Source organism: Nonomuraea pusilla, from assembly GCF_900109355.1.
GTDB lineage: Bacteria > Actinomycetota > Actinomycetes > Streptosporangiales > Streptosporangiaceae > Nonomuraea > Nonomuraea pusilla.
On the sequence record NZ_FOBF01000029.1, the window covers coordinates 53,821 to 79,222 of the forward strand.

26 protein-coding genes and 1 pseudogene are annotated in these 25,402 nt (G+C 73.9%); 15 read left to right on the forward strand and 12 right to left on the reverse strand.

The window, feature by feature from the left end:
• Window positions 1-10: 10 nt before the first annotated feature.
• Window positions 11-652, reverse strand: coding sequence for a hypothetical protein (locus tag BMX74_RS38840; protein ID WP_091105456.1), 642 nt, complete (start codon window positions 650-652; stop codon window positions 11-13).
• A gap of 23 nt (window positions 653-675) precedes the next feature.
• A complete protein-coding gene (locus BMX74_RS38845) occupies window positions 676-1,164 on the reverse strand; it encodes a hypothetical protein (RefSeq protein WP_091105458.1) in 489 nt (162 codons plus the stop codon).
• Window positions 1,165-1,242: 78 nt separating this feature from the next.
• Here BMX74_RS38845 and BMX74_RS38850 point away from each other — a divergent pair, with 78 nt between their 5' ends.
• The gene (locus tag BMX74_RS38850) at window positions 1,243-1,911 is read left to right on the forward strand and encodes a TetR/AcrR family transcriptional regulator (protein WP_091105460.1); all 669 of its coding nucleotides are present in this window, start codon (window positions 1,243-1,245) and stop codon (window positions 1,909-1,911) included.
• A 12-nt stretch (window positions 1,912-1,923) separates the two neighbouring features.
• On the opposite strand, the gene BMX74_RS38855 is transcribed toward BMX74_RS38850, so the two are convergent.
• Window positions 1,924-2,868 (reverse strand): phosphotransferase, encoded by a 945-nt coding sequence (locus BMX74_RS38855; RefSeq protein ID WP_177227679.1) that lies wholly within the window; start codon window positions 2,866-2,868, stop codon window positions 1,924-1,926.
• Window positions 2,869-3,004: 136 nt separating this feature from the next.
• Here BMX74_RS38855 and BMX74_RS38860 point away from each other — a divergent pair, with 136 nt between their 5' ends.
• Window positions 3,005-3,325: a hypothetical protein gene (locus tag BMX74_RS38860; RefSeq protein ID WP_055502278.1), complete on the forward strand. Its 321-nt coding sequence runs from the start codon at window positions 3,005-3,007 to the stop codon at window positions 3,323-3,325.
• Between the two features lie 532 nt (window positions 3,326-3,857).
• On the opposite strand, the gene BMX74_RS38865 is transcribed toward BMX74_RS38860, so the two are convergent.
• Window positions 3,858-4,976: an FAD-dependent oxidoreductase gene (locus tag BMX74_RS38865; protein ID WP_091105463.1), complete on the reverse strand. Its 1,119-nt coding sequence runs from the start codon at window positions 4,974-4,976 to the stop codon at window positions 3,858-3,860.
• 62 nt (window positions 4,977-5,038) lie between these two features.
• On the opposite strand from BMX74_RS38865, the gene BMX74_RS38870 reads away from it, so the two are divergent.
• Window positions 5,039-5,500, forward strand: coding sequence for a MarR family winged helix-turn-helix transcriptional regulator (locus BMX74_RS38870; protein ID WP_091105465.1), 462 nt, complete (start codon window positions 5,039-5,041; stop codon window positions 5,498-5,500).
• A 156-nt stretch (window positions 5,501-5,656) separates the two neighbouring features.
• Here the strand turns inward: BMX74_RS38870 and BMX74_RS38875 are convergent, their stop codons facing one another.
• The gene (locus BMX74_RS38875) at window positions 5,657-8,149 is read right to left on the reverse strand and encodes a BTAD domain-containing putative transcriptional regulator (protein ID WP_177227681.1); all 2,493 of its coding nucleotides are present in this window, start codon (window positions 8,147-8,149) and stop codon (window positions 5,657-5,659) included.
• A gap of 104 nt (window positions 8,150-8,253) precedes the next feature.
• Between BMX74_RS38875 and BMX74_RS38880 the strand changes: the two genes are divergently transcribed.
• Window positions 8,254-9,039, forward strand: a complete 786-nt coding sequence (locus BMX74_RS38880) for a hypothetical protein (RefSeq protein ID WP_091105468.1) — start codon at window positions 8,254-8,256, stop codon at window positions 9,037-9,039.
• Between the two features lie 65 nt (window positions 9,040-9,104).
• Here BMX74_RS38880 and BMX74_RS38885 read toward each other — a convergent pair whose 3' ends face one another.
• Together BMX74_RS38885 and BMX74_RS38890 are read right to left on the reverse strand one after the other, a co-directional pair.
• Window positions 9,105-9,569, reverse strand: a complete 465-nt coding sequence (locus BMX74_RS38885; RefSeq protein ID WP_082534755.1) for a hypothetical protein — start codon at window positions 9,567-9,569, stop codon at window positions 9,105-9,107.
• Window positions 9,570-9,685: 116 nt separating this feature from the next.
• The gene (locus tag BMX74_RS38890) at window positions 9,686-10,255 is read right to left on the reverse strand and encodes a TetR/AcrR family transcriptional regulator (RefSeq protein WP_055502283.1); all 570 of its coding nucleotides are present in this window, start codon (window positions 10,253-10,255) and stop codon (window positions 9,686-9,688) included.
• Window positions 10,256-10,328: 73 nt separating this feature from the next.
• Between BMX74_RS38890 and BMX74_RS38895 the strand changes: the two genes are divergently transcribed.
• Window positions 10,329-10,826, forward strand: coding sequence for an FBP domain-containing protein (locus BMX74_RS38895; RefSeq protein WP_091105469.1), 498 nt, complete (start codon window positions 10,329-10,331; stop codon window positions 10,824-10,826).
• Window positions 10,827-10,858: 32 nt separating this feature from the next.
• Here BMX74_RS38895 and BMX74_RS38900 read toward each other — a convergent pair whose 3' ends face one another.
• Complete coding sequence (locus BMX74_RS38900; RefSeq protein WP_091105471.1) at window positions 10,859-12,277, reverse strand: WGR domain-containing protein; 1,419 nt, start codon at window positions 12,275-12,277, stop codon at window positions 10,859-10,861.
• Window positions 12,278-12,311: 34 nt separating this feature from the next.
• On the opposite strand from BMX74_RS38900, the gene BMX74_RS38905 reads away from it, so the two are divergent.
• Complete coding sequence (locus tag BMX74_RS38905) at window positions 12,312-12,569, forward strand: hypothetical protein (RefSeq protein WP_177227682.1); 258 nt, start codon at window positions 12,312-12,314, stop codon at window positions 12,567-12,569.
• Here BMX74_RS38905 and BMX74_RS38910 read toward each other — a convergent pair.
• Window positions 12,547-13,722: a macrolide family glycosyltransferase gene (locus tag BMX74_RS38910; RefSeq protein ID WP_256257544.1), complete on the reverse strand. Its 1,176-nt coding sequence runs from the start codon at window positions 13,720-13,722 to the stop codon at window positions 12,547-12,549. The genes BMX74_RS38905 and BMX74_RS38910 overlap by 23 nt on opposite strands.
• A gap of 6 nt (window positions 13,723-13,728) precedes the next feature.
• On the reverse strand, window positions 13,729-14,397 hold the full coding sequence (locus BMX74_RS38915; protein ID WP_055502287.1) for a CatB-related O-acetyltransferase: 669 nt from the start codon (window positions 14,395-14,397) through the stop codon (window positions 13,729-13,731).
• Window positions 14,398-14,470: 73 nt separating this feature from the next.
• Here BMX74_RS38915 and BMX74_RS38920 point away from each other — a divergent pair, with 73 nt between their 5' ends.
• The 3 genes from BMX74_RS38920 to BMX74_RS38930 all read left to right on the forward strand — a co-directional run bounded on the left by BMX74_RS38920 (window position 14,471) and on the right by BMX74_RS38930 (window position 17,588).
• Window positions 14,471-15,130, forward strand: coding sequence for a TetR/AcrR family transcriptional regulator (locus BMX74_RS38920; protein WP_091105472.1), 660 nt, complete (start codon window positions 14,471-14,473; stop codon window positions 15,128-15,130).
• A 98-nt stretch (window positions 15,131-15,228) separates the two neighbouring features.
• Window positions 15,229-17,064, forward strand: a complete 1,836-nt coding sequence (locus BMX74_RS38925) for a glycoside hydrolase family 15 protein (protein WP_055503897.1) — start codon at window positions 15,229-15,231, stop codon at window positions 17,062-17,064.
• Window positions 17,061-17,588 carry a hypothetical protein gene (locus tag BMX74_RS38930; protein ID WP_055502289.1) on the forward strand — a complete coding sequence of 176 codons (528 nt, stop codon included), beginning with the start codon at window positions 17,061-17,063 and terminating at the stop codon, window positions 17,586-17,588. Before BMX74_RS38925 ends, BMX74_RS38930 begins: the two co-directional genes overlap by 4 nt.
• 3 nt (window positions 17,589-17,591) lie before the next feature.
• Here the strand turns inward: BMX74_RS38930 and BMX74_RS38935 are convergent.
• Window positions 17,592-17,765 (reverse strand): annotated as a pseudogene (locus BMX74_RS38935) (response regulator transcription factor); the annotation flags it as partial.
• Window positions 17,766-18,227: 462 nt separating this feature from the next.
• Between BMX74_RS38935 and BMX74_RS38940 the strand changes: the two are divergent.
• The gene (locus tag BMX74_RS38940) at window positions 18,228-18,767 is read left to right on the forward strand and encodes a dihydrofolate reductase family protein (RefSeq protein WP_055502292.1); all 540 of its coding nucleotides are present in this window, start codon (window positions 18,228-18,230) and stop codon (window positions 18,765-18,767) included.
• Window positions 18,768-18,788: 21 nt separating this feature from the next.
• Here BMX74_RS38940 and BMX74_RS38945 read toward each other — a convergent pair whose 3' ends face one another.
• The gene (locus tag BMX74_RS38945) at window positions 18,789-19,526 is read right to left on the reverse strand and encodes a GntR family transcriptional regulator (protein WP_055503898.1); all 738 of its coding nucleotides are present in this window, start codon (window positions 19,524-19,526) and stop codon (window positions 18,789-18,791) included.
• A gap of 287 nt (window positions 19,527-19,813) precedes the next feature.
• Between BMX74_RS38945 and BMX74_RS38950 the strand changes: the two genes are divergently transcribed.
• The 5 genes from BMX74_RS38950 to lsrF are packed head-to-tail and all read left to right on the forward strand — an operon-like array spanning window position 19,814 to window position 25,392.
• Window positions 19,814-20,923 (forward strand): ABC transporter substrate-binding protein, encoded by a 1,110-nt coding sequence (locus BMX74_RS38950; RefSeq protein WP_055502293.1) that lies wholly within the window; start codon window positions 19,814-19,816, stop codon window positions 20,921-20,923.
• 16 nt (window positions 20,924-20,939) lie between these two features.
• The gene (locus tag BMX74_RS38955) at window positions 20,940-22,520 is read left to right on the forward strand and encodes a sugar ABC transporter ATP-binding protein (protein WP_236714626.1); all 1,581 of its coding nucleotides are present in this window, start codon (window positions 20,940-20,942) and stop codon (window positions 22,518-22,520) included.
• Window positions 22,513-23,499, forward strand: coding sequence for an ABC transporter permease (locus BMX74_RS38960; protein WP_091105474.1), 987 nt, complete (start codon window positions 22,513-22,515; stop codon window positions 23,497-23,499). The genes BMX74_RS38955 and BMX74_RS38960 overlap by 8 nt, the downstream gene beginning before the upstream one ends.
• On the forward strand, window positions 23,496-24,512 hold the full coding sequence (locus BMX74_RS38965; RefSeq protein WP_055502295.1) for an ABC transporter permease: 1,017 nt from the start codon (window positions 23,496-23,498) through the stop codon (window positions 24,510-24,512). Before BMX74_RS38960 ends, BMX74_RS38965 begins: the two co-directional genes overlap by 4 nt.
• Window positions 24,505-25,392 carry a 3-hydroxy-5-phosphonooxypentane-2,4-dione thiolase gene (gene lsrF, locus BMX74_RS38970; protein ID WP_055502296.1) on the forward strand — a complete coding sequence of 296 codons (888 nt, stop codon included), beginning with the start codon at window positions 24,505-24,507 and terminating at the stop codon, window positions 25,390-25,392. Before BMX74_RS38965 ends, lsrF begins: the two co-directional genes overlap by 8 nt.
• Window positions 25,393-25,402 lie beyond the last annotated feature (10 nt).

Sequence of the window (25,402 nt, forward strand, 5' to 3'; positions counted from 1 at the left end):
GGCGTCCCTCCTAGTAGGTGGCGTTGATGTTTTCCCGGTTGTTGGCGCCTAGGTGGGGGTGGCCGTCGGAAGGGGTCACCAGGCACCCGAGGCGGCCATCGGTGTTGTCGAGCACGGGGGTGCTGTACTTGCCGTGCTGCAGGCCCACCGCGTGGCCGGTCTCGTGGCACACCCGCGCGTACGTGTAGTCGCCGTTGCCCCGGATGCGGATGTACTGCTGGTCGCACTTGTAAGGCTTGCCGCCCAGGGCGTTGCACCACGTCATCCCGGCGGCGCCGTCCGAGAGGCCGGTCGAGCCCTCCTGGTAGATGATGTCGGTCTCGGCGTCCCCCTCGAACACCGGCGACGAGTCGTAGTGGAAGGCCAGGTCGGTGGGGCGGTACTCCCCGTCGATGGCGGCGTTGACGGTGGCGCGGTCCTCCGATTCCAGCTCGTACTCGCCGCTGCTGTCCATGTAGAAGTAGACCTCGCGGTTGTCGGTCTGGCACGGGGGATGCCCCGATTCGAGCCAGCAGGTGACGCTGGTCGCCAGGGTCGGGAACATGTTGTCGGTGACGGCCGCCCAGGCCACCCCGACCGCGACCGTCAACGGCACGAGAGCCATCGCCACCACGCCGGCGACCCGTCGCCGCTGGGGGCCGCGCGCCCGCACCTCTCTCCTTCGCCCGAGTATGATCATCGGCAGGCCACGTCCTCGACCAGGCGCCTGCCGTTGTACTTGGGGCCGCCGGGGCCGTCAGGGCCGGGGTAGTCGCCGTGTCTGGCGAGGATGCTCACGCAGTGCTTCCTGCCGTAGACCTTCACCGGCCCCGCGTGGTACTTGAAGTGCCCGTCGTCCGCGTCGATGTTGTTCTTGACGACCTCCGACGGCCACGTGTCGTTCCACATGCGGATGGACATCGGGGTGCGCTCGCCGTACCTGGGGTCGCCGGGACGCTTGGCGAGGACGGCGCAGTTCCAGCCGCTGCGGGCGTCGTAGAAGAGCTTGATGTCGCTGACGTAGTACGTCTTCTTGGTGATCTCGTCCTTCAGCGGCAGGGGCCAGCTTCTCACCAGCGACCCGGTGCAGCCGTACGCGGCCGCGCTCGCCGGTGCGGAGCCGGCGGCCTGCAGGGCCAGGACGGTGACCATCGGGAGGAGGACGGACAGAGATCTGCGGAGCATCACGACTCCTGACTCTCGGAAGATCATGCTGACCAACATACAAACGTTTCGGAGCGCTCGCTCTGTTATTATGGTGACATGCCTCGACCCCGGGTTCACGATCTCGACCAACTCCTCGACGTCGCCGAGCGGCTCGTGGCCGACGGCGGTCCCGAACGGTTCACGGTCCGAGCGCTCGCGGCGGCCTCAGGCGTGTCGAACGGGGCCATCTACCACGCGTTCGGGTCACTGCCCGTACTGCTCGGACGGCTGTGGCTGAGGGCGGCGGGAGATTTCCTGGACCTGCAGGTCGAGCTCGCCGACGCGGTGCAAGGGGGCGATCGCGAGGCGGCGGTCGAGGCGGTGGTGGCGGCGGCGAGCACACCCGCGGTGTTCGCCGACCGCCGCCCCGCCGCGGCCCGCATGCTCGTGGCGGTGCGCCGCGACCAGCTGCTCGGCCCCGAGGTGCCGCAGGAGCTGGCGGAGGCGATGTTCGCCCTGGACAAGCGGCTGATCGCGCTGCTGACGCGGCTGTCGCGGGCGCTGTGGGGCCGGGCCGACGGGGCGAGCGTCGAGGTGGTGACACTGTGCCTGGTCGACCTGCCGACCGCCGTCTTCCGCCGGGCCCTGACCGAGCCGACCACGGACGGCCAGCCCGTGATCGGAGCCGACACCCGGGCCCGCCTGGAGGCCGCGGTCCGCGCCGTCCTCACCCTCCCGCCGCCACCCCCACGGGGCGGCCGGCCCGTCCCCTCCGAAGTGGACTGACCGCCCGGGACGTCACCAGCGCTCCCCCCACCGGCGGCGCAGCCAGGCGATGGTCGCGCGGCGCGAGCGCTCGCGCCGCCCACGCAGGTGCGGGGCGTGCGCCGGGCCCGGGAGGGACGCCGCCCGGGTCCAGTAGCCGGCCAGCGCGACGAGGAACGCCTCCACCCGCTCCGGCTCGGCGCCGGCGCCGGCCGGGTGCCCGGCGAAGACGTCCTCCGGGTCGAGACCGCCCAGGTCCGACAGCAGCAGCAGGCAGACCAGGTCCGCCCAGGCCGGGCCGGTACAGGCACGCCCCCAGTCCAGCAGGCTCGCCGCGCCGGACGGCCCGATGACGACGTTGTCGAAACGCAGGTCGAAGTGGAGCAGCGTCTCCCCTGCCACCAGCTCGCCCCACGTCGCCTCCACCGCGGCGAGCCGCGCCAGGTGACCGCGCTCCCATGCCCCGACGCCCTCGACGGTGACCTCGCCCCGGACGCCGTCACGCTCCAGCGCCTGCCACGTCTCGCACCGTCCCGCCAGCCGCGCGGCCACCGTCGGCAGTCCGCCGACCGGCGACGGCGTCAGCTCCACGGCGCACACCGCCAGCGCCCGCAGCGCGGCGGCCAGCTCGCCGGGCCGCCACGGCTCGTGCGCCGGCGCGCCCCGGGCCACGTCGAAGCACAGCAGCAACCATCCGGCCCGCTCGAACGCGAACCGCAGCCGCGGCGCGGGCACCGCCGGCGGCAGCGCGGCGGCGACGGCCATCTCGGTGCGGTAGTCGCCGGCGTCGGCGGAAGCACCGGGCACCGCCTTGACGAACACCTGCTCGCCCCGGGCGGGCGTGGCCACGCCGAGGACGCCGGAGGAGAAACCGCCGTCGCGCTCCTCGAAGTCCCGCACCGGCGAACCCAGCCGGCGCCCCACCTCGTCGCGCACGGCGGCGGGCAGCTCGCTCCAGTCCCGCCGCAGGGTTCTCACGGCCACAGTCAACAGGGGTTGCAGGAGCCGGACAAGGACGGCCGCCCGAAGTTCGTACGCGACCGGCATGAACGGCGCCCGCCCCGGCGGCGCACCGTGGACTCGTACCGAACCCGGCCAGAAGGAGGCACCAGTCGTGAGCGTTCCCGGCAGCCGCACCCCCGGTCACGGCGCTCCCCCCGATCCGCTCGACCCCCTGGCCCGGCTGGAGGCGCTGTTCGACGCCGGCTCGCCGCGGCCCCGGCGCGAGCCGGCGGCGGTGGCCGGGCACGAGCGGCAGGCCCTGGAGGAGCGGCTCGCGGCCGAGCACGAGAAGGTCGCCGGCGGTATCGGACGGGCGCTGGAGGCGGGCGTCGTCGACGTGGTCGTCGAGCCCGCCGACACCCGGCGCGCCCTCGCCCGCGCGATCGCGGAGGCCGCGCCCGCCCGGGGCGCGCACGCCAACATCCCCCTGTGAACCGCCCGGCCCCACCCCGGGGCCGCGGGACCTCAGGGGAAGCCCTGCTGAGCAGGACCCCGGGGACGGCCTGCGCAGCGAGACCTTGGGGACGCCTTGCTGAGCGGGGCGTCCGGGACGCCGTACTGAGCGAGACCTCCGGGACGCCGTACTGAGCGGGACCTCCGGGACGCCGTACTGAGCGGGACCACCGGGACGCCGTACTGAGCGGGACCACCGGGGACGCCGTACTGAGCGGGACCACCGGGACGCCGTACTGAGCGGGGCGTCCGGGGTCGTACCAGCCGACCCCGGACGCCCGCCCGCGCCATCTACCGCAGGCCCGCGCGCCCCGCGCCCGGGAGACCTCCCCACGAGCAGCCCCGGACCCGGGGCCGCCGGACGGCCATGCGGTAAGATCGCTGACCGGAAACCTGCCCCGCAGGCAGGAAGATCATGCACCGCCGCCCACACCGACCTCCTCCGCCGCCGCCCGTTCAAGCGGGCCCGGTCAGGCGGGCCCGGTCAGGCGGGCCCGGTCAGGCGGGCCCGGTCAGGCGGGCGCGGTCAGGCGGTTGCTGAAGCGGGCCAGCATGCCGGTCTGGGACGTGTCCGGGATCAGCCGCCCCAGGAACGGCGGGATCCGCCAGTTGGCGGGGTTACGCCTGGCCAGCCGCGACACCAGCGAGATGTGCGGGTAGCGGGCCTGCTCGTAGGCGCGCAGCCGCGCCGCCGGGTCGCCGCCCCTGGCCAGCTCGCGCCCGAGCACCCAGGCGTCCTCGAGCGTCTGGTTGGCGCCCTGCCCGAGCGTGGGCGGCATGGTGTGGGCGGCGTCGCCCACCAGGGTGACCCGGCCCTCCCCCCACACCCGGCGGACCCTGTTCCAGTGGTGGCCGAAGAACTCGAGGTCGTCCTCGGTGGCGGCCTCCAGCACCTCGGGTACCGGTGACGCCCACCGCCCGAACCGGCGGCGCAGTTCCTCCAGCGGCGCGGCGGACCGCGGGTCGGCGGGTGACCAGCGCACGTCGAACCACCACTGCAGCAGCCCGTCCCCGGCGGGCATGAGCCCGCACGCGCCCTCCCGCCCGGTGATCATGAGGTGGCGGCCGGTGTCGGTGATCTCGATGCCGATCGGGCTCAGCCCCTGCCAGGTGCCGTACGTCGCCGGCCGGACGGTCCCCTCACCCCACAGCCGCCTGCGCACGGCCGAGTGGTGGCCGTCGGCGCCCACGAGCAGGTCGCCCGTGGCGGTGGAGCCGTCGGTGAAGGTGACGGTGACCCGGTCGCGGTCCTGGGTGAAGCCGTCGCAGGTCATGCCGTGTTGGACGAGGTCGCCGGGCAGCCCGTCGGCCAGGCGTTCCAGCAGGTGGCGGCGGGGGACGGCCGTGGTGGGGAAGCCGAAGCGGCGGGCCGCGTGGCCGATGTCCATGCCGGTGCGCAGCCGGCCGCCGGAGGTCATCGCGTCGATCCTGTCGATGCGCGCGCCGACGCCGTCCAGGCTGACGCCGAGGTCGTCCAGCACGGCGTTGCCGTTGCTCCACACCAGCAGCGCCTTGCCGCCCGTGCGCCGCTCCGGGGCCTGTTCGAAGACCCGTACGCGGTGGCCGGCGGCCAGGAGCGTCCGTGCGACGGCCAGGCCGCCCACCCCGGAGCCGATGACGAGAATCTCCATGTCTTCTCCACTTCGAAGTATCTTCACTTCGAAGATATACCGGGGTGGAGTAGGTTGTGGAAGTGGCCCAGAACCATCCGGACGAGGGAGCGTTCCGCGAGTTCCTGATCGCGGTCCTCCTGCACAACGAGGCCGTCGCCGACCACCTCGGCCTGCAGCCCGTCGACGTCGCCGCCGCCGTCCTGCTCGACATGCGCGGGCCGCTGTCCGCGGGGGCGATCTCCGAGGAACTCGGCCTGCCCTCCGCCTCCACCACCCGGCTCATCGACAGGCTGGAGAAGGCGGGTTACGCGCGCCGCGTACGCGGGCGGCGCGACCGCCGCACCGTCACCGTCGAACTCGTCGAAGGCGGCCTCGACGACTACCATGCCGCCTGCGCGTCGACCAGGCGCCACCTGGAGGTGCTCGCGGCGCGCTACGGGCCGGAGCAGGCCGCCCTGCTGCTCGACATGTTCGCCCACCTGGCCACCGCCTACCGCTCGGCCGCCAGGGAACTGCGGGAAGGCCCGGCACCGGCCCGGTGATCGTCCCGGCCCACTGATCGTTCCGGTCCGCGGGATCGTCCCGGTCCGCTGACCGTCCCACCGCGCGGCGGGCGTGATCGGCGCGCGCCGGGCGGGACCGGCGCGCGCCGGGCGGGACCGGCGCGCGCCGGGCGTGACCGGCGCGCGGCGGCATCCCTAGCGGACGACCCGGGTGGCGGCGCGCCGGAAGTCGTTCGTGGAGTCGTAGACGTACACGCCGAAGCTGCCCTCCCCCACGTCGCCGTTGCTGTCGAACTCGATCCTGCCGCTGAGACCGTCGTAGTCGATGTCCTCTCCGGCACGCACCAGGGCCACGCACTCCTGGTACGTCGTGCATCGACGGCCCCCGCGGCTGACGTCGGCGAGCCGGGCGGCGATCGACTGGCCGAGGTCGCCGCGCGCCGCCTCCGCCGCCAGCGCCCCCAGCACGACCGCGTCGTACGACTCGGGGCCGTAGCTCACGTCCTCCACGACGGGATCCACCTCGCGGACGCGGCGGCGGAACTCGTCCGTGGGGAGGGCTCCCGCGAGCGTGCCCTTGGCGGTGGCCATCACGCCGTCCGGCAGGTCCTCGGAGTAGTCGGAGAGGTTCGCGTCGACCAGGTACCAGCGCCGCCCCGCCGCGGGGGTCAGGCCGTGCCTCCGCAGCGCGCGGATGACGTGGACGGTCTCCTCGAACCCGACCAGCAGGACCGCGTCGGGCGCGGCGCGGGCCAGGTCGGCCGCGACCCGGCCGAACTCCCGCTCGCCGTCCCCGTACCTGATCGTGCGGACGATCCGCACGCCCGGCATGGCGCGCTCGGCGTGTTCGACGATGGTGTCGGCGTAGGAGTCGTCCAGGGCGATCACGGCGACGGTGCGGTTGCGGTCCTCGGAGATGAGCCGTCCGACGAGCTGCCCCTGGAGGGTGTCGGACGGCGCGGTGCGGAAGTAGAGCCCCCGGTCGTACGCCGAGGTGAGCTGGGCGGCGGTGTTGGACGGGGAGATCATCACGCTGCCCGCCTCGGACACGGTGTCCATGACCATCGTCGACACCGTGTTGGAGGCCGCGCCGACGATGAGATCGGTGTCCTGGGCGAGCAGGTTCCTGACCGCGGCCGTGGCGATGTCGCGCGTGGTGTCGCCGGAGTCGGCCCTGATGAGCCGCACGGGCCGGCCGAGCACCCCGCCGGCGGCGTTGACGTCACGGACGGCGAGCTCGGCGGCCGCCGAGGTCGCGGCCCCGAGGAAGTACAGGCTTCCGGTGGTGGGCAGGAGCGTCCCGACGGTCAGGACGCCGTCGCCGACCGCCCCCGAGACCACCCCCGCCCGATCCGCCTGATCACCGTGATCTGCCTGATCTGCCTGATCCGCCTGACCGGACCCGTCGGCTCCGCCCGCCCGATTCCCCTGACCCGCCCGGCCTGACCCGTCCGCCTGATCCGCCCGGCCCGCTTGATCCGCCCGGCCCGGCTGGCCCGGGGCCTGGCGGGATCCGGCGTCGGCGACCCGGACCGGCGGGCCCTGCCCGGCGCCCGAGGCACGCACCCCCAGCAGGGCTGTCGCGGCGAGCAGGACGCCCGCCCAGGCGGCGGCCCGGCTCCTGGCGCGCGACGGACCACCGGCGACCGGTTCACGCGGCCGGAGGTGGAGCGGCGAAGGCGCCGCCGCTCCACCCGACGGGCCCAGCGACGCATCGCGGCGCAGCTCTCGGGACGGGGCCGACGACGAGGCCGGGGACACATCCCGAGGCAGGGACGGCTCCGAGGCCGGGGGCGCGTCTCCGGGCGACGAGAGCGGCGAGGGCGGGGGCGCACCCCGAGGCAAGGACGGCTCCGCGGCCGGGGGCGCGTCTCCGGGCGGGGACACCGGTGCGTTCCGGGGCAGGGGCGGGGGTGTGTCTCGGGGTGGCGGTGTGTCTCGGGGTGGGGACAGGGACGGGTCGCCGCGCAGGATGGCGGCCTCCAGCCGCCGTAGTTCCGGGCCGGGGTCGAGGCCCAGCTCCTCCACCAGGACCGCCCGCGCCGCCTGGTACGCCTCCAGGGCCTCCCCCTGGCGTCCCGACCGGTACAGGGCCAGCATGAGCTGCCCGTGGAGCCGTTCCCGCAGCGGGTACGCGGCGACCACGCCGCGCAGGTCCGCGACGACGGCGCGGTGCCGTCCCAGCGCGAGGTCCACCTCGACGCGTTCCTCGATGGCCGCGCCGCGGTCCTCCTCCAGCCGCACGGCGTAGTCGCGGCCGTCGGCGCCCAGCTCGCTCCCGCCGAACGCCGCTCCCCGCCACAGTTCCAGCGCCTGCCGGTAGGTCGCGGCGGCGGGGCGGAGCCGTCCGGCGGCGTGCTCGTCGCGTGCGGCCCGGAGCAGCCGGTCGAAGTCGTCGCCGTCCAGTTCGCCGGCCTCGACCCGGAGGGCGTACGCGCGGTGGTGGGGGACGATCCGGCCGGGGTCGCCGAGCATGCGGCGCAGCAGGGTGACGTACACGCGCAGGTTGTCGGTGGCCGAGCGCGGCGGGGCGGCCGGCCACAGCGCGTCGACCAGCCGCTCGACCGGCACCGGCGTGTTGCGGCGGCTGAGCAGGGCGGCCAGGAGCGCGCACACCTTCGGTGCCGTGGGACGGGAGACGCCGCCGTCGTGCCGGATCTCGATCGGACCCAGAACGTTGATCCTCAACCGTTCCCCCTGCCCACGAAGCACTTATACGGCGACTTATACCGGCTTCACAACGCCTTTCGGGAAACGTCGGGATCATCCGGTCCGTCGTTGTGGAGGTACCGATGAAGAAGAAGCCCGTCATCCTCGTGCTCGCCGCGTTCGCCGCCGCCGCGGGAAGCGCCGTCCCCGCGCACGCCGCGGGAAGCACCGTCCCGGCGCGCGCCGCAGTCCCCGCCCCCGGCGGCCCGGCCGCCCAGGCCGGCTTCGCGTCCGCCCCCACGGCCGCCCAGTTGAAGGCAGCCCTGGTACGTCACCGCGACGGCTACCGCACGCTGCACGTCGTCGCCGGCAAGGCGGCGACGTTCACCGGCCGCCGCAGCGCCATGCGCGGCTGGGCGTTCAGCGCGATCCCTCCCCGCTGCCGCACCTCCGCCACCACCGGGCTGCTGTGGGACCGCAAGGCGGCGCACCGCTTCCGCGGCCGTCCCGCGGCGGCGGTCGAGCTGAGCGGTGTGGGGCACGCCCTGGGCGAGTCGCTCATCTCGGTTCCCGCGTCCCTGCCGGACTCCGTGTTCCGGGCACGCGTCCCCGCGTCGTGCGGGAAGCTGCGCGTGAGCTACGACGGCAGGCGCATCACGGTTCGGATCAAGCCGATTCCGGCAGCGGAACTGCCCGACATCCCCGGCGCCACGGTGAGCGGGGTGAAGACGGTCCTGCCGCCCCTCTGGGGGAGGAAGAAGCCGGCGGAGCTGGCGCTCGTCGTGGTCCGCTCCGGGCCGCTCGTCATGGAGACGTACGCCGACGCGTGGGGATCGGTGCGCCCCACGTCGACCTCCTGGACGACCACGGCATGGGAGCACGCCCTCGCCACCCTCCGGCCCGCCGGGGAGGCCGGCCCGGAGGTGTAACGGACGGGGCCCGCCGGCGACCGGGTTCCCCGGGGCCCGCGCCGGGAGAATGCGCCGGCACGCGGTCAGGTGGTCTCACCCAGCTGTTCGGCCAGCCGCTCCAGGCCGCCCCTGATGAGCTGCCCGTACTCGTCGTCGCCGAGCGCGCCGATCTCGGCCCGCGCCCGCTGGAGGTGTTCGCGGGCCCGGCCGAGGTCGCCCAGCCTGCGATAGCACTCACTCACGTTCAGGTGCAGCGACGGGTACAGGCCGGCCACCGAGAGCGGCACCCCGGCCTGGGCCACCCGCTCATCGGTGACGAGATCGGCGGCGGCGAGCGCCCGCAGATCCCACATCAGCTCCTGGTGCACGTCGTCCTGCACGTCGGCCATCGAGTGGGCGAGGACGCAGACGTGCAGGGGGTCGCCTCGCTCACCGCCGATGTCATCCCAGATCTGCGCGAACAGGTCGCGAGCGGCTTCACGCTGACCTTGGTGGTGATGCAACTCCACCCCCTGGCCGATCCGGGCCATCGTGGGGTCGGTGGTCACGGGCGCCTCCTTCACCGTCGCGGGTGATCGCGGTCAGCCTACGCGCCTGACGATCAGGCCGCCCGCCCCCGGGCTGCGGCCACCCGGCCGGGGTTCGCCGCCCGCCGCGGCGCCGGTCAGGGGGCGGGCCAGTGGCGCAGGAGCGCGTCGAGGGCGTCGAGGGTGCGTGACCAGGTCTCCTCGGTGTCGGGGGCGCTGTGGCTGAAGCCTCCCCCCATCTCCAGCGTCGCGTACCCGTGGAAGACGCTGCCGAGCAGCCGCACCGCGTGGGTCTGGTCGGGCTCCTGCAGGTCGTAGCCGCGCAGGATCGCCCGCGTCATCTGGGCGTGCCTGGCACCGGCGCTCGCCGCCGCCGTCTCCGGGTCGAGCCTGAGCTGGGCCGCGGCGTAGCGGCCCGGGTGCTCGCGGGCGTAGTCGCGGTAGACGCCGGCCAGGGCCACCAGCGCGTCCTTGCCCGCCCGCCCGGCCACCGCGTCGGCGACCAGGTCGGCGAGCTCGGCCAGCGCCAGCAGCGCCACCCGGGTCTTCAGGTCGCGCGCGTTCCTGACGTGCGAGTACAGGCTGGCCTCCTTCACGCCGAACCGGCGCGCCAGCGTCGCGAGCGTCACGTTCTCGAAGCCGACCTCGTCGGCGAGCTCCGCCGCCGCGCGCGTGAGCTGCTCCGCGGTCACCCCTGCCCGTTTCACTCGAAACCCTCTCCTTCACCTAAGGCAGTAAAGCATTTGCCTAAGCCTATTAGGAAAACTACCCTCACCCCTCATGAGACCTCTCACCGAACGCGACATCCGCACCTCCTTCGTCAACTGCTCCAAAGGCGAGACCCAGCGCCTCGGCCTGCCCAAGGACTTCCCCGACCTGCCCTGGCCCGACCTCGACTTCCTCGGCTGGCGCGACCCCGGCGCCCCCGAACGCGCCTACCTCGTCGCCGAACGCGGCGGCCGTCCCACCGGCCTCGCCCTCCGCGTCACCACCGGCGCCTCCCGCGGCTTCACCTCGCGCAGCATGTGCTCCCTGTGCCTGACCACCCGCACCGGGGGCGGCGTCGCCCTCATGACCGCGCGCCGCACCGGCGAACCCGGCCGCCAGGGCAACACCGTCGGCCAGTACCTCTGCGCCGACCTCAGCTGCCCCCTGTACGTACGCGGCACCAAGCAGTCGGTCGCGGGCGGCGGCCTCGACGAGTCGCTCACGACCGAGGAGAAGATCGTCCGCATCGAGGCCAACCTGCGCGCGTTCCTCGACAAGGTCACCGGCTGACCGGGAACGCCCACCGGCAGGCCCCCACCCGGCTAGACCAGGCGCCTGATCTCCCCGTACGTCCGGTAGAAACCGCCACGGCCGGCCGGGCGCAAGCCCTCGACCAGGTAGCGGGCCCCGGCCTCGCGGATGTCCTTCGGGAACTGCACGTTCCACGCCTGGTAACCGGGGCTCGACACCCGCACCCGCAACCGGTCGCCCTCACGCACGCACTCCACCACCACGCCCTCACCGGCGCCGCCTGCCGTGACCGTCTCCAGCACCACCGACGGCTCCACCACCGGCAGCGACGCGGCGGCCTTCACGTCCACGGCCTCGGGCACCCTGCCCTGGCACGCCGCGGCGATCGCCGCCTCCCCCGCGTCGACGCACGCCAGCGAGCCGTCGGTGGTGACGATGTAGAGGCGGTCGTCCAGGAACTGCATCGACAGCGCCGACCCGCAGCCGGTGCCGAGCTTCCACAGCCGCTCCCCCGAGGCGGCGAAACAGTACACCGACGAATGGCTGTCGCCCGCGAACACGTAACCGCCGCCGGGCGAGGTCGCGCAGGAGTAGACGGGCGCGTCGCACCGGTACACCGCCTCCACCCGGCCGTCCGCCTTGGCCAGGCGGTGCACCGTGCGCCGCGCGGTCGCGGCGTAGACCGCGTCGTCCTCCTGCCAGCCGAACAGCACCTGGTCGGCGGCCGAGGTGTGCCAGACCGGGGAACCGTCGGAGGCGTCGAAGCGGGACACGCCGCCCGAGTGGCCGTGGTAGACGGCGTCCTCGTCGCAGCGCACCATCCAGGCGTAGTCGCCCTGGCCGGTACGCGCCCACTGGAACTCGTCCTCGTAGTCGATCGTGGTGATCCGCCCGGCGCGGTCGGACACCCCGAGGATGCCGTCGTGGATGTCGAGCCAGTAGATGTCCACGTCCGCGGCGATCTCGTAGGCCGCCCTCGGCACCTTGCCGCTCAGGTCGTACACCTTGCCGTCGTCGCAGCCCGCGTAGATCCAGAAGTCGTCGGCCACGATGCACTTGACGCCGTCAGGCAGGCGGAACCGGCCGGTGACGGTGCCGGAGTGGGCGAGGGTGAACACGTCGCCGCGCTGGTTGCCGACCCAGCAGCGCTCCTCGTCCACGAAGACGCCGAACGCGGAGGCGCCGCTGTCGAAGCGCCACAGCACCGGCGCCTGCAGGGCGGTCGAGCGGGTGCTCGTGACGGTCCTGCGGGTGACCGGCCTGCGCTGGCGCACACCCCGCACGGCGGGGGCGTAGCCCTTGCGCAGCTTCTCGTTGACCTTCTTGGCCGCCGCGGCGCGCGCCTTGTCCTCGGTGGGGAAGTCGGTGCTCTTCGTCTGGCCCGTCTCGCCGATGCGCCCGTACGTGATGGTCACGCGCGTCCCGGAGACGACGGCCTCGTAGAACTTGTGCGCTCCGCCGCCGTCCTCAGACAGCTCAAGATAGGTCATGTCCGCCTTCTTTAGATAAGACCGGCTTGATCAATTGAACGGCAGGCTAGAGGACCCCCACGACAACTTCGGCGGGCTGGTCGGCGCGGCCATGGCCGCCTCCTTCTCCTTCGTGTCGCCCTACCTCCAGCACGTCCTCGGGACGGGGCCGGCGCTGACCGGGATCATGTTCCTGCCGTTCGCCCTCGGTGTGGTCGCCGGTTCCGCGCCGGCCGTCAGGCTCGGCTACCGGCTCGCGCCGCGGACCCTCCTGATCGCCGGCGGGCTGCTCAGCCGAGCAGGTGCTCGATGAGGTCGGCGGCCCGCGGGGTGCCGCCCTCGGCCCGCGTCGCGGCTCGGAGCCGCGCCGAGCGGCGGGCGACCTCGGGGTCGGCGACGAGGTCGCGCAGCGCGCCGCGCAGGGTCCCGGCCGTGGCGTCCGCGGTGTCGACGCGGCGGGCGACGCCCAGCTCCACCAGCCGGTCGGCGTTCATGAACTGCTCGGCGGCCTGCGGAACGGCGATCATCGGGACGCCGGCCAGCAGCCCTTCGCCGCAGCCCCCCATGCCGGCGTGGGTGACGAAGGCGTCGGCCTGCTCCAGGATCGCCCGCTGGGGGACCCAGCGGTGCACCTCGACGTTGGACGGGATGTCGCCCAGTTCCCGCACGTCGGTGTGCCTGCCGATCTGCAGTACGACGTGCCAGCCGGGCAGGTCGCCGAAGGCCGCCAGGCACTGCCGGTAGAACTCCGGGCGGCGCGTGAAGGCCGACCCCAGGGAGATCAGGAGCACCTTCTCGGCGGCGGCGGGACGCGTCCAGCCGTCCCCTTCCCCGGGCCTGCCGTAGCAGGGGCCGACGAAGGTGACGGCGCCGGTGTCGACCTGGTCGGCGTGCGGCTGCATCACCCTGGGGATCAGGGCCAGCGCCCGGGCCGGCGGGCCGGAGAAGGCGTCGACGTCCGTGGTGGACGCCCCAGCCTCACCGAGCCACCGCGCGAACCTCGCCCGGTGGGCGTCGGCGCCCGGCAGCCGCCACAGGTGCGCCGCCACGTCCTCGTCGTAGCCCTTCCACGCCACGAACGTCGGCGACAGCTGCAGGACGGGACGGCCCTGTGCCTCGGCGAGGGCGCGCGCGGCGTAGGCCCCGATGTCGTACAGGTAGAGGTCGGCGGGGTCGTGGTCGTAGGCGGCGCGCAACCGCGGGAGGGCCTGAACGGCGTCGTCGAGGAAGAGGTTCATCACGGCGACGGGGTCGGCGGGCCAGTCGTCGTCGGCGACCGGCAGCACGGAGGCGCAGGGGACCAGTTCGGCGCCGGTGGCCGTGATCAGGTCGCCGACCGCGGGGTCGTTGGCGTAGGTCACCCGGTGGCCGCGGGCCACCAGCTCACGGATGACCTCCAGGCTGGGCAGGACGTGGCTGACGATGGGGATGCCGACCATCGCGATGTGGGCCCGGCGAGGGGACATGGAGGGTCACTCGTTTCCTGCGGGAGCGGCCCGGCCGGGGGCGGCGGCCTCCAGGTCGGCGACGCCGCCCGACATGATCGTCCGGATGTGCTCGGTGATGTGCTCCGCCGGCCAGTCCCACCAGGCCACCGCCAGCAGCCGCGCGACGTCCTCGTCGCTGTAGCGGGTGCGGATGAGACGGGCCGGGTTGCCGCCGACGATCCCGTAGTCGGGCACGTCGGAGGTGACCACGGCGCCGGAGCCGACGATCGCCCCGTGGCCGATGCGCACGCCCGGCATCACCGTCACGCCGTGGCCGAACCAGACGTCGTTGCCGACGACGGTGTCACCGCGGTTCGGCAGGCCGGTGAGCAGGTCGAAGTGCTCCGCCCACGAGCCGCCCATGGTGGGGAAGGGGAAGGTCGAGGGGCCGTCCATGCGGTGGTTGGCGCCGTTCATGATGAACCGCACCCCGGTGCCCAGCGCACAGAACCGGCCGATGACCAGTTTCTCCGGCCCGTAGTGGTAGAGCACGTTACGCGTTTCGAAGGCGGTCGGGTCGTCCGGGTCGTCGTAGTACGAGTACTCCCCGACCTCGATCAACGGAGACGTCACCAACGGCCGCAGCAGCACCACCCGGGGATGCTCCGGCATCGGATGCAGCACGGTCGGATCAGCGGGGACACGCGGATTCATGGATCGATCCTCCGGGGACGGGCCGGCTGCCGGGCAGCCACTAACGCGACAAGTTTTACATTAAGATGCTGTCATGACGCCGCCCACAGAGCAAACCGGAGAGAACAGCGCCGTCCCCCCGCCGGTCCGGCGCAGGCCGGGAGGCCGCACCAGCCGCACCCGCGCCCAGGTCCTCGACGCCCTGCGCGCCGAACTCGGCGAACGCGGCTACGACGAGCTCACCCTCGACGCCGTCGCCGCCCGCGCCGGCGTGCACCGCGCGACCGTTTACCGCCGCTGGCGCGACGTCGGCGGCCTGCTCGCCGACCTCTTCGAGGCGACCCGCGACGACGACTGGCAACCCCAGGACACCGGCTCCCTCCAGGGCGACCTCGCCGCGCTCAACCACGAGAACCAGGCCGCGCTCACCGCGCAGCCGTCGATCGCCGCGGCCCTCGTCGCCGCCTCGTTCCGCTCCGAGGAGGCCGCCCGCGGCGTCCGCCGGCTCTGGGAGGACCGGTACGCCCGCTGCGAGGTCATCGTCAGCCGAGCCGTCCTGCGCGGCGAACTCCCGCCGCACACCGACGCCCGGCAGCTGCTCGTCGCCGCCACCGCGCCGCTCTACCACCACCTGATCCTCCTCCGCACGCCGCCCGACCCCGGCCTGCCCGACCGGGCTGCCAGGACCGCCGTGCTCGCCGCCGCCGCCGGCGCCTTCGCCACGCCCCCGCCGACCGGCGGCGCCCCGGCCTGAGAGGTCGTCCGGCGGCCGCGGCGGCGCCAGGCGATCCGGCCGGTGTGGAATCGTCTCGCCCGCTCCGGGTAACAGACGCCGGGAGGTGACCTGCGGTGATGCACGCGTACCCGGCACCGCCGGCCCACGGCGGCGACCCGCCGGAACGGATCGACGGCTACGCCCCGCTACGCGACTACGCGGCCGTCGGCGACGGCCGCAGCGTCGCGCTCATCGCCCGCGACGGGTCAGTGGACTGGCTGGCCTGGCCGGACCTCGACTCCCCCACCCAGTTCGCCGCCATCCTCGACGCCCGGCGCGGCGGCTCCTTCACCCTGCGGCCCGAGGCCCCCTACCGCGTGGACCGCCGCTACCTGCCGGGCACCAACGTCCTCGAGACCACCTTCACCACCGGCCAGGGGGTCGTCAGGGTCACCGACGCCATGTCGCTCCCGGGCCGCGCACTGACCCCGCTCCGCGAGCTGCAACGCCACGTCGAAGGCCTGTCCGGCGACGTCCCCCTGCGCTGGAGCGTCACCCCGGGCTTCGGCTACGGCCTGCGCGAGCCGCGCTTCGGCCGGCGAGCGGGGACACCCGTCGTCACCTCCGGGGACGAGGCGCTCGCGGTCTGCGCCTGGCAGGCGGGAACGCCCGGCATCGGCGACGAGGCCGTCACCGGCCGCTTCGAGGCCCACGCGGGATCACGCGCGCTGATCACCCTGTGCTACGCCCACCAGGACCCGCTCGTCCTGCCCACCCGCGCCGACTGCGAGGCCCGGCTCGAGCACACCCGCGCGGCCTGGCGGCAGTGGCTGGCCGCCCGCACCGTCCACGGACCCTGGGCGGAGGCGGTGACCCGCAGCGCGCTCGCGCTCAAACTGCTCGTCTACGCCCCCTCCGGAGCGGTCGCGGCGGCGGCGACGTCCTCGCTGCCCGAGACGCTCGGCGGCCCGCGCAACTTCGACTACCGCTTCTCCTGGATCCGCGACTCGGCCTTCACCCTCGACGCCTTCCTGCAGCTCGGCTGCCCGGCGGAGGCGGACGCCTACTTCTGGTGGCTCATGCACGCCACCCAGCTCACCCACCCCCGGCTGCGCGTGCTCTACCGGCTGGACGGCGGGCCCCGCGCCGCCGAACGGACCCTCCCCCTTGAGGGCTACCGCGGATCCGCGCCCGTCAGGACCGGCAACGCCGCCGCCGACCAGCTCCAGCTGGACACCTACGGCGAACTCCTGCAGACCGCCTGGCTGCACGCCTCGGCCGCGGGCCGCCTCGACGCCGACATCGCCCGCAGGCTGGCCGGCATGGCCGACTTCGTCTGCCGCTCCTGGAGCCTGCCCGACGCGGGGATCTGGGAGGTCCGCAGCCGGCCGCTGCACTTCACCCAGTCGAAGATGATGTGCTGGGTCGCCCTGGACCGCGCCGTGCGCCTGGCCGAGCGCGGGCTGATCCCGCGCCGCCACGCCGCCGCCTGGCGCACCCACCTGCGGGCGATCCACGACTTCGTCGAGACCCGCTGCTACAGCGAACGCCGCCACAGCTACGTCCGCTCCGCCGAGGGCACCGGGCTGGACGCCGGCCTGCTGCTCGGCCTCCTGCACGGCTACACCGGCGCCGAGCAGCCCCGCCTGCGCGGCACCGTCGAGGCCGTCCGCCGCGAGCTGGCCCACGGCCCGTTCGTCCACCGCTACACCGAGGACGACGGCTTCGCAGGGACCGAGGGGGCGTTCCTGGCCTGCTCGTTCTGGCTGGTCGAGTCCCTGGCCCGCTGCGGCCACGCCGACACCGCGGCCGGCCTGATGGACCAGCTCGTCGGCCTGGCCAACGACGTCGGCCTCTACAGCGAGGAGATCGACCCCGCCACGCACGCCTTCCTCGGCAACATGCCGCAGGGGCTGAGCCACCTGGCCCTGATCAGCGCGGCCTGCGCCCTGCGCGGGAAGGACCACGCATGAACGTGTGGGGCGCGCTGGCGGGCGGGTTCGCCGGCACGCTCGTCCTGACCACCGTGCTGCGCGCGGCGAACGAGCTCAAGCTCACCCGCATGGACATCCCGTTCCTGCTCGGCACCGCCTTCACCGCCGACCGCACCCGCGCCAAGGCCCTGGGGTACGTGCTGCACTTCGTCGCCGGGCTCATCTTCGCCCTCGGCTACTACGCCGCGTTCGCCGTCATCCACCACAGCGGCTGGCTGCTCGGAGCGCTGTTCGGGCTGGTGCACGGCCTGTTCTCCGGGACGGCGCTGGTCAACATCCTGCTGCCGCTCGTGCATCCCCGCATGGGCACCGCCCTCACCAGCGCGCCGGGCGTGGCGCTGCTCGAACCGCCCGGCTTCCTCCTGCTCAACTACGGACCGGCCACGCCCGTGGTCAGCCTGCTCGCGCACGTCGTCTACGGCGCCATTGTCGGAGGCTTCACCGCCCTCGCCGGCTTATCGGCGGATTCGCCGCCGAACCGGCCCAACGCCTTTACATTGTAGATTTCATGGCTGCCCGGTTCCCGGCGTGACCAGGCCCGACTCGTACGCGAACACGGCCGCCTGCGTGCGGTCGCGCAACCCCAGCTTGCGCAGGATCCGGCCGACGTGAGTCTTGACCGTCTCCTCCGCCACGACCAGCTCCCCCGCGATCTCCCCGTTCGACAGCCCCGGGGCGAGCTTCAGCGCCGCCGCGACCAGCGCGCTCACCCCCGCCGCCGCGGCCGCCGAGGCGAGCCGCACCCACAGGGCGAGCAGGAACAGCACCGCGGCCGTGCGCGGGCGATCATGCTGGGCGCCCACGTCCTCGCCGTCCCGAAGGCCGGCGTGATCGGGCCCGTCCTCGGCGGGCGGTTCCCCGCGCACATGGCGCTGCTCGCCCTCGTCGGCCTCGCCCTGTCGGTGCCGGTGCCGCGCCCGGGGGCAGGGGCGCCGGGGCCGCGCGGTGGCCGTTCGCGGGGCACGCCTTCGACGACGCGTACGGCAGCCTCACCTCGCAGACCAGCCGGCAGATCCTGCTGGACTTCCTGACGGGCGCGCGGTGAGGGGCGCCCCGCGCGGGTTCGTGGTGGTGGCGGCGATGAGTTCGCGGCCGTCAGGTCGTCTGACCATGAGACGACCACGCTCCCGCCGGAGGCAGCCATGAGCAAGATCGTGTACTCGGCCACCATGTCACTGGACGGCTTCATCGCCGGCCCGGGCGGCGACATGTCCTGGCTCATCCCCCATCTGGGCCCGAACCCGGCCGCGGACCGGCTCGTCGCCGAGATCGGCGCCCTGCTGATCGGCCGCCGCACCTTCGACGGCGACGACCCGAACAAGGGCACGGACAAGGAGGGCGCCTTCGGGGGCGCCTGGAGCGGGCCGCACTTCGTGCTCACCCACCGCGCCCCCGCCACGCCGGTGCCTGGCGTGACGTTCGTCGGGGACCTGGCCGAGGGCCTGGCGGCCGCGAAGGCCGCCGCGGGCGGCGGGTACGTCAACATCATCGGCGCCGACGTCGCCCGGCAGTGCGTGGAGGCGGGCGTGCTCGACGAGGTCGTGGTGTTCGTCGCGCCGGTCATGCTGGGCGGCGGGGTCCGGCTGTTCGACCGGCCCGGCGGGGCGGAGGTCAGGCTGGAGCGCGTCGAGGTGACCGAGTCGCCGCGGGCGACGAGCATGCGCTTCCGCGTCGCGGGCTGATCCCGCCGCGGGGGCGCCTGGTCAGCGGATGCCGACGTAGAAGCGGGTCTGGTCGCTGCGGTGCAGCGCGTAGTACGCCTCGAACCGCGTGCCGTCGGGCATCCAGGCGACCGACTCGATGCCGAGCAGCGGCGTCGAGGCGGTGACCTCCAGCAGCGCCGCGTCCTCCCTGCTGGGGAAGACGGCCTCGATCCACCGGTCGGCGGCGGCGGGTTCGATGCCGTAGCGGCGGCGCAGGACGTCGTACAGCGACTGGTTCTCCAGCACGCCACGCTCCAGGCCGGGCACGAGGCGCGCGGGCAGGGCGGTGTCGACGAGCAGCCAGGGCTGGCCGTCGACCCGCCGGAGCCTGCGCAGCCTGACGACCTGCTCCCCCGTGGGGACGCGCAGCAGGGCGGCCTCGCGCTCGCCGGCCTCGCCGAGGGTCTGGCTGACGGTCTCGGTGGTGACGCGGCGGCCCGACTCGCGCAGGTCGTCGGCGGAGCCGGTCATGGAGCCGATGAAGCGCACCTCGGTCTTGCGCGGGGAGACGAACGCGCCCCGCCCCTTTACTTTGTAGATCAACCGCTGCTGCACCAGCTCGCGCAGCGCCTCCCTGACGACCGTGCGGGAGACCCCGAACAGGTCGCTGAGCTCGGCCTCCGACGGCAGCGGCTGGTCGGGACCGGGCTCCCCGCCCTCGATCCGCGCGCGCAACGTCCGCATCAGCTGCATCCACAGCGGTTCGGATCCGTCGCGGTCGAGGCGCGGATACGTCATGGTCACGGGAAACCTCCTTGGCGGCAGCGTCTAGGAGAGCATGCCACGGCGGCAGCCCCTGTCATGACAGGGTAGCAATCCTGTCGTAACAGGTTGACGAGCGCGTTCGTGGAGTTTGGTGGATTATCTGGGCGTTTGTCAACGAAAAAGTGACTCTTGACACGCCGGTAACGCCGACTTAGCGTTCCTGTCACTACAGGCCTGTAATGACTGCGCCGCACCCGCCTCAGGAGAGTTCGCGGCCCCGGCTCCCCCGTTCCGGCGGACTGCTCAATCTGGAGAACACCATGCGTACCCGTCCCACCCCCCGGCCCTGGCGCGCGGCCTCCGTGGCGTCGCTCACCGCCCTCACCGTGCTCGCCGCAGGCTGCGGCTCCGGCGCGTCCGGCGGCGCCGCCACTCAGGACGCGACCGGCGGCGGCAAGCCGTTCATCGCGCTCAGCAACGGCTTCATCGGCAACGGCTGGCGCCAGACGATGATCGCGAAGTTCGAGGCGGCCGCCAAGCAGGCCCAGTCCGACGGCCTCATCGGCAAGTACAAGGTCGTCAACGCCCCCGGCGACAACTCGGCCACCGAGCAGGTCGCGCAGATCAAGAGCCTCCTGCTGCAGAAGCCCGACGCCCTGCTCATCGACCCGGCCTCGCCCACCGCGCTCAAGCCCGTCATCCAGCAGGCGTGCTCCGCCGGCGTCACCGTCGTGGTCTTCGACTCCGCGATCGACGCCGACTGCGCCCACGTCCTGCAGAACAGCTTCGCCGACTGGGCCACCTACGCCGCCAAGCCCCTGCTCGACGGCATCGGCGGCAAGGGCGAGGTCGTCGTCAGCCGCGGCGTCGTCGGCTCCCAGCCGGAGGCCGAGATGTACGAGACCACCAAGAAGATCCTCGCCCAGTACCCCGGCGTGAAGACCGCCGCCACCGTCACCGGCATGTGCGACGGCGCCACCGCCCAGAAGGCCGTGCTCGGCGTGCTCTCCAGCGTGGCGAAGATCGACGGCGTCATCGGCTGCGGCGACGGCCACGGCGTCGCCCAGGCGTTCACCACGGCGGGCAAGCCCGTCCCCGCGGTGACGTTCGAGACCAACGGCCGCGCGCTGAACTACTGGAAGGACAACAAGATCGACAACGGCTCCGTGGCCGTCATGTCCGACCCCGGCCAGTCGGTCGCCGCGCTGTGGGAGGCGCTCGACCTGCTCGACAAGCGCGACATCCCCAAGCACCTGACCTTCCCGATCGTCCTCGTCGAGCAGAAGGACCGCGACGCCTGGGCGGCGGTGCTCAAGCCCGACGAGTACGCCGCCTGGCCGTGGACGCGCGAGCTGTTCCGCCAGCAGGTCAAGGCCGTGCAGACGGGCGGCGAGCCGGTCCGCCCGCCGATCCCGGCGGCCGCCGGCTAGAGCGGACGACACACACGTGGGAGACCTCGTCATGCACCTCGACAACATCCCGCCGCGGGAGGCGCGGCGGCGGGGGCCGGACGGCGCGCCGGTCGTCACCGCCTCCGGCGTCACCAAGACGTACGGGCGCACCCGGGCACTCACCGGCGTGGACCTGGAGGTCCGCGCGGGCGAGGTGCTCGGCCTCGTCGGCCACAACGGCGCGGGCAAGAGCACGCTCATGCGGGTCCTCGCCGGGCTGGAGTCCTGCGACGAGGGCCGCGTCACCGTCCGCGGGCGGCACGCGGCGCCCGGCGCGGCGGCGTTCCGCGGGGTGCGGATGGCCTACCAGGAGACCTCGCTCTGCCCCGACCTCACCGTCGCCGAGAACATCTGGCTCTCCTCCCGCCACTGCCTGCCCCGGCTGCGCCGGCGGCGGGCGGCCGGCGCGGCGGCGCGCCGCCGGCTCGACGAGATGTTCCCAGGTCACGGGGTGTCGCCCCGCGACCGGGTCGAGGACCTGACGCTGGCCCGGCGCCAGATGGTGGAGATCGCCAGGGCGAGCCTGGTCGACGCGCTCGACCTGCTGATCCTGGACGAGCCCACCGAGTCGCTCGGGCCGGACGCGGCGCGCTCGCTCTACGACCACGTCCGCTCCCTCACCGCGCGCGGCGTGGCCGTCCTGCTGATCTCGCACCGCATCGGCGAGGTGCTGTCGGTGGCCGACCGGGTCGCCGTGCTGCGGGACGGCGCGGTCATCGCCGAGCGTCCTGCGGCCGGGCTGGGCGAGCACGACGTGCTGACGCTGATGGGCGCCCAGGTGGCCGAGCGCGACGCGCACCGGCCCGCCCCGTCCGCGGGCCTGCCCGCCGACCGGCCCGTGGTGGCCGAGCTGCGCGGCGCCACCGGCTCAGGGCTGCGCGACGTCTCGGTCAGAGTCGGCGCGGGCGAGGTCGTCGGCCTGGCCGGGCTCGCCGGCCAGGGCCAGCAGGACGTGCTCGAACGCCTGTGGCGGCCCGCGCGGCGGGACGCGAAGGTGCGCGCGACCAGGGCGTACGTGCCCGGCGACCGGCAGCGCTCCGGCGTCCTGCCGCTGTGGAGCGTCGCCGAGAACCTCGTCGTCACCGCCATGCGGGGCATCGCCCGCCGCGGGCTGCGCCGCCCCGCCGAGGAGCGCGAGGTCGTGCGCTCCTGGGTGGAGCGCCTGGCGATCCGCGGCGGCGCCGACGCGGCGATGACCGAGCTGAGCGGCGGCAACCAGCAGAAGGTGATCGTCGCCCGCGCGTTCGCCTCCTCGGCGGACCTCGTCCTGCTCGACGACCCCTTCCGCGGCGTGGACGTCCACACCAAGACCGGCCTGTACCGGCTGATCCGGGAGGAGGCGGCGCGGGGCAGGAGCGTCGTCTGGTACTCCAGCGAGAACGCCGAGATGGCGCACTGCGACCGCGTCTACGTCCTGCGGGCCGGGCGGGTCGTCGCCGAGCTCTCCGGCGACGAGATCTCCGAGGAGCGCATCATCGCCGTCTCCTTCGCCGAACCCGACCCGCCGACGGCAGCCGGCCGGGCGCAGGGAGCGCCCGGCCGCGAGCGACCCCAGGAGGCGCGGAACCATGGCTGACCTCACCCGGGCCCCGGCCCTCTCCCCCGCACTGCCCACCGCACTGCCCACCAGGGCGGAGCTGCGCAGGGCGGCGCCCGCCGCCGTCAGCGCCGTCGCCATGGCCGTCATGGTCGCCGTGTGCGCGTCGCTGCAGCCGGACGTCCTGACCGTGCCCGGCCTGTCGCTGGTGCTCTCGGCGACCGTGCCCCTCGTCATCGCCGCCCAGGCCCAGATGACCCTGATGTCGGTCGGCGACATCGACCTCGGGATCGGCGCCTTCGTCGGCCTGGTCACGGTGATCGCCGCGACCAGCCTGGTGTCGTCGCCCGTCACCGGCGCGCTGATCCTGCTCGGGCTGGTCGCCGCCTACACGGTGCTCGGCGTCCTCGTCCACCTGCGGCGGGTGCCGTCGCTCATCGCCACGCTGGGCGCGTCGTTCGTCTGGATGGGGCTCGGCCTGTCCGTCCTGCCGACGCCGGGAGGCACCACCCCCGCCTGGCTGGCGGCGTTCGGCGCGTGGCAGCCCGCCGGGTTCCCCGCGCCGCTGCTGCCGATCCTGCTGGTCGCCGCGCTGGTGTACCTGCTGGCCTGCCGCAGCGGGGCCGGGGTGCGCATGCGCGCGCTGGGCAGCAACCCGGTCGCGCTCCAACGCGCCGGGCTGAGCCCGCTGGCGGCCCGCGCCGTCGCCTACACCGCCACGGGCGCGCTCGGCGTGCTGTCCGGCCTCGTCCTGGCCTCGCAGACCGGGGGCGGGGACGTGTCGTCGGCCTCCAGCTACACGCTCATGACGGTGGCGGCCGTGATCCTCGGCGGCGGCTCCTTCAGGGGCGGCGCCGCGGTGCCCTGGGGCGTGGCGATCGGCGGCGTGACGCTCGGCCTGGTCAGCGTCGTGCTGAGCCTGCTCGACGTCCCGACCGCCCTGCAGTCGGCCGTCCAGGGAGTGATCGTCCTGGCCGTGCTCGCCGGCCGCGTCGTCGTCGGGAAGGTGCTGCGATGAACGTCCGAGTGCTCCTCACGCGCCCCTGGATCTGGGGTTTCGCCGCCGCGGCGCTGGTGTGGGTGGCCATCCTGGCCATCTCCGGCCAGGGCGGCGGGCAGACCGTCTCCCTCGCGCTGTCCCTCGCGCCGTACCTGGTCGTCGTGGGGCTCGGCCAGATGCTCGTCATCACGGCCGGTCCCGGCAACATCGACGTCTCCGTGGCGTCGGTCATCTCGCTGGCCGGGTTCGTCTCGGTGGCGGCGGCCGCGTCCACCGGCTCGGTCGTCCTCGGCGTCGGCGCGGGCGTCGCGGCGGGGATCGCCGTCGCGGCGGTCAGCACCGTCGCGATCCTCGGGCTGTCCGTCCCGCCGATCATCGCCACGCTCGCCTCCGGGCTCGTCGCCTCGTCGGCCACGCTGTCGCTGGCGGGCGGCTTCACCGCGGTGCCCGACCCGGGGCTGCGGGAGCTGCTCAACCTGCGGCCCGCCGGGGTGCCGCTGTTCGCCGTCGCCGTCGCCGCGGTGACCGCCGCGGTCGTCGCCGTGCTGCGGCGCACCGTCTACGGACGCTCCCTCATCGCCGTCGGGCAGAACCGCCGGGCGGCCGAGCGCGCCGGGATCCCCGTCCGGCGCGTCATCGCCGCGACCTACCTGGCGAGCGGCGCGCTGGCCGGGCTCACCGGCTCCCTGCTGGCCACCTACATCGCGCCCACGGCCGACCTCGGCACCCGCTACCTGCTCGACTCGGTGGCCGTCGTCGTCATCGGCGGGACGCTCATCTCCGGCGGGCGCGCCGTGCCCACCGGCGTGTGGGGCGCGGCCCTGTTCTTCATCCTGCTCGACGGCCTGGTCAACCTCGTCGGCTGGAGCACCGCGGCGCAGAACCTGCTCAAGGGCGGCCTGGTGCTCCTCGTCCTCTTCCTCGCAGGAGGCGGCGCCCGCACCCCGGGCACCTCCCTCCCTTCCCTCAGACGGCGGCGCCGACCGGCGGCCGCTGACACCACAACACCAGGAGAAACCACAGATGGCTGACACCGACGGCCTGCTCGACGCCCGCACCTTCCAGCCGGGCCGGCCCGTGGCCGACGCCTTCCACGTCAAGGGCGCCCAGGCCCAGGACTGGGGCCTGCAGAACCGCCTGTCGCGCATCTTCAGGCCCGACACCGGCCGGACCGTCATGCTGGCGTTCGACCACGGCTACTTCGTCGGGCCCATGGCCGGGCTGGAGCAGCTCGACGTCAACATCGCCCCGCTCGTGCCCGACGCCGACGCGATCATGATGACGCGGGGCGCGCTGCGCACCAGCATCCCCTCGCACAGCAGCGCCGGCGTCGTCCTGCGCGCCAGCGGCGGCCCGAGCATCCTGCGCGAGCTGTCGGACGAGCACCTCGCCCTGGACATCGAGGACGCCGTGCGGCTCAACGCCGCCGCGCTGGCCATCCAGGTGTTCATCGGCGGCGAGCACGAGTCGCGCTCCGTCGCGAACCTCGCCAGGCTCGTGGACGCCGGGCAGCGCCACGGCGTCGCCGTGCTCGGCGTCACCGCGGTCGGCAAGGACATGGTGCGCGACGCCAGGTACTTCCGCCTGGCCACCCGCATCAGCGCGGAGATGGGGGCGCACGTCGTCAAGACGTACTACGTGGAGGAGGGCTTCGAGACCGTCACCGCGAGCTGCCCGGTGCCGATCATCGTGGCGGGCGGCAAGAAGCTGCCCGAGCTGGACGCCCTGACGATGGCCTACCGCTCCATCCAGGAGGGCGCCGCCGGCGTCGACATGGGCCGCAACATCTTCCAGAGCGACCACCCCGCCGCCATGCTCGCCGCCGTCCGCGCGGTCGTGCACGCCGGAGCCAAGCCCGAGGAGGCCTACGAGCTCTTCAGGGAGCACTCGGCCGGCCACGCGGCGTCCTGACCCCTCAAGG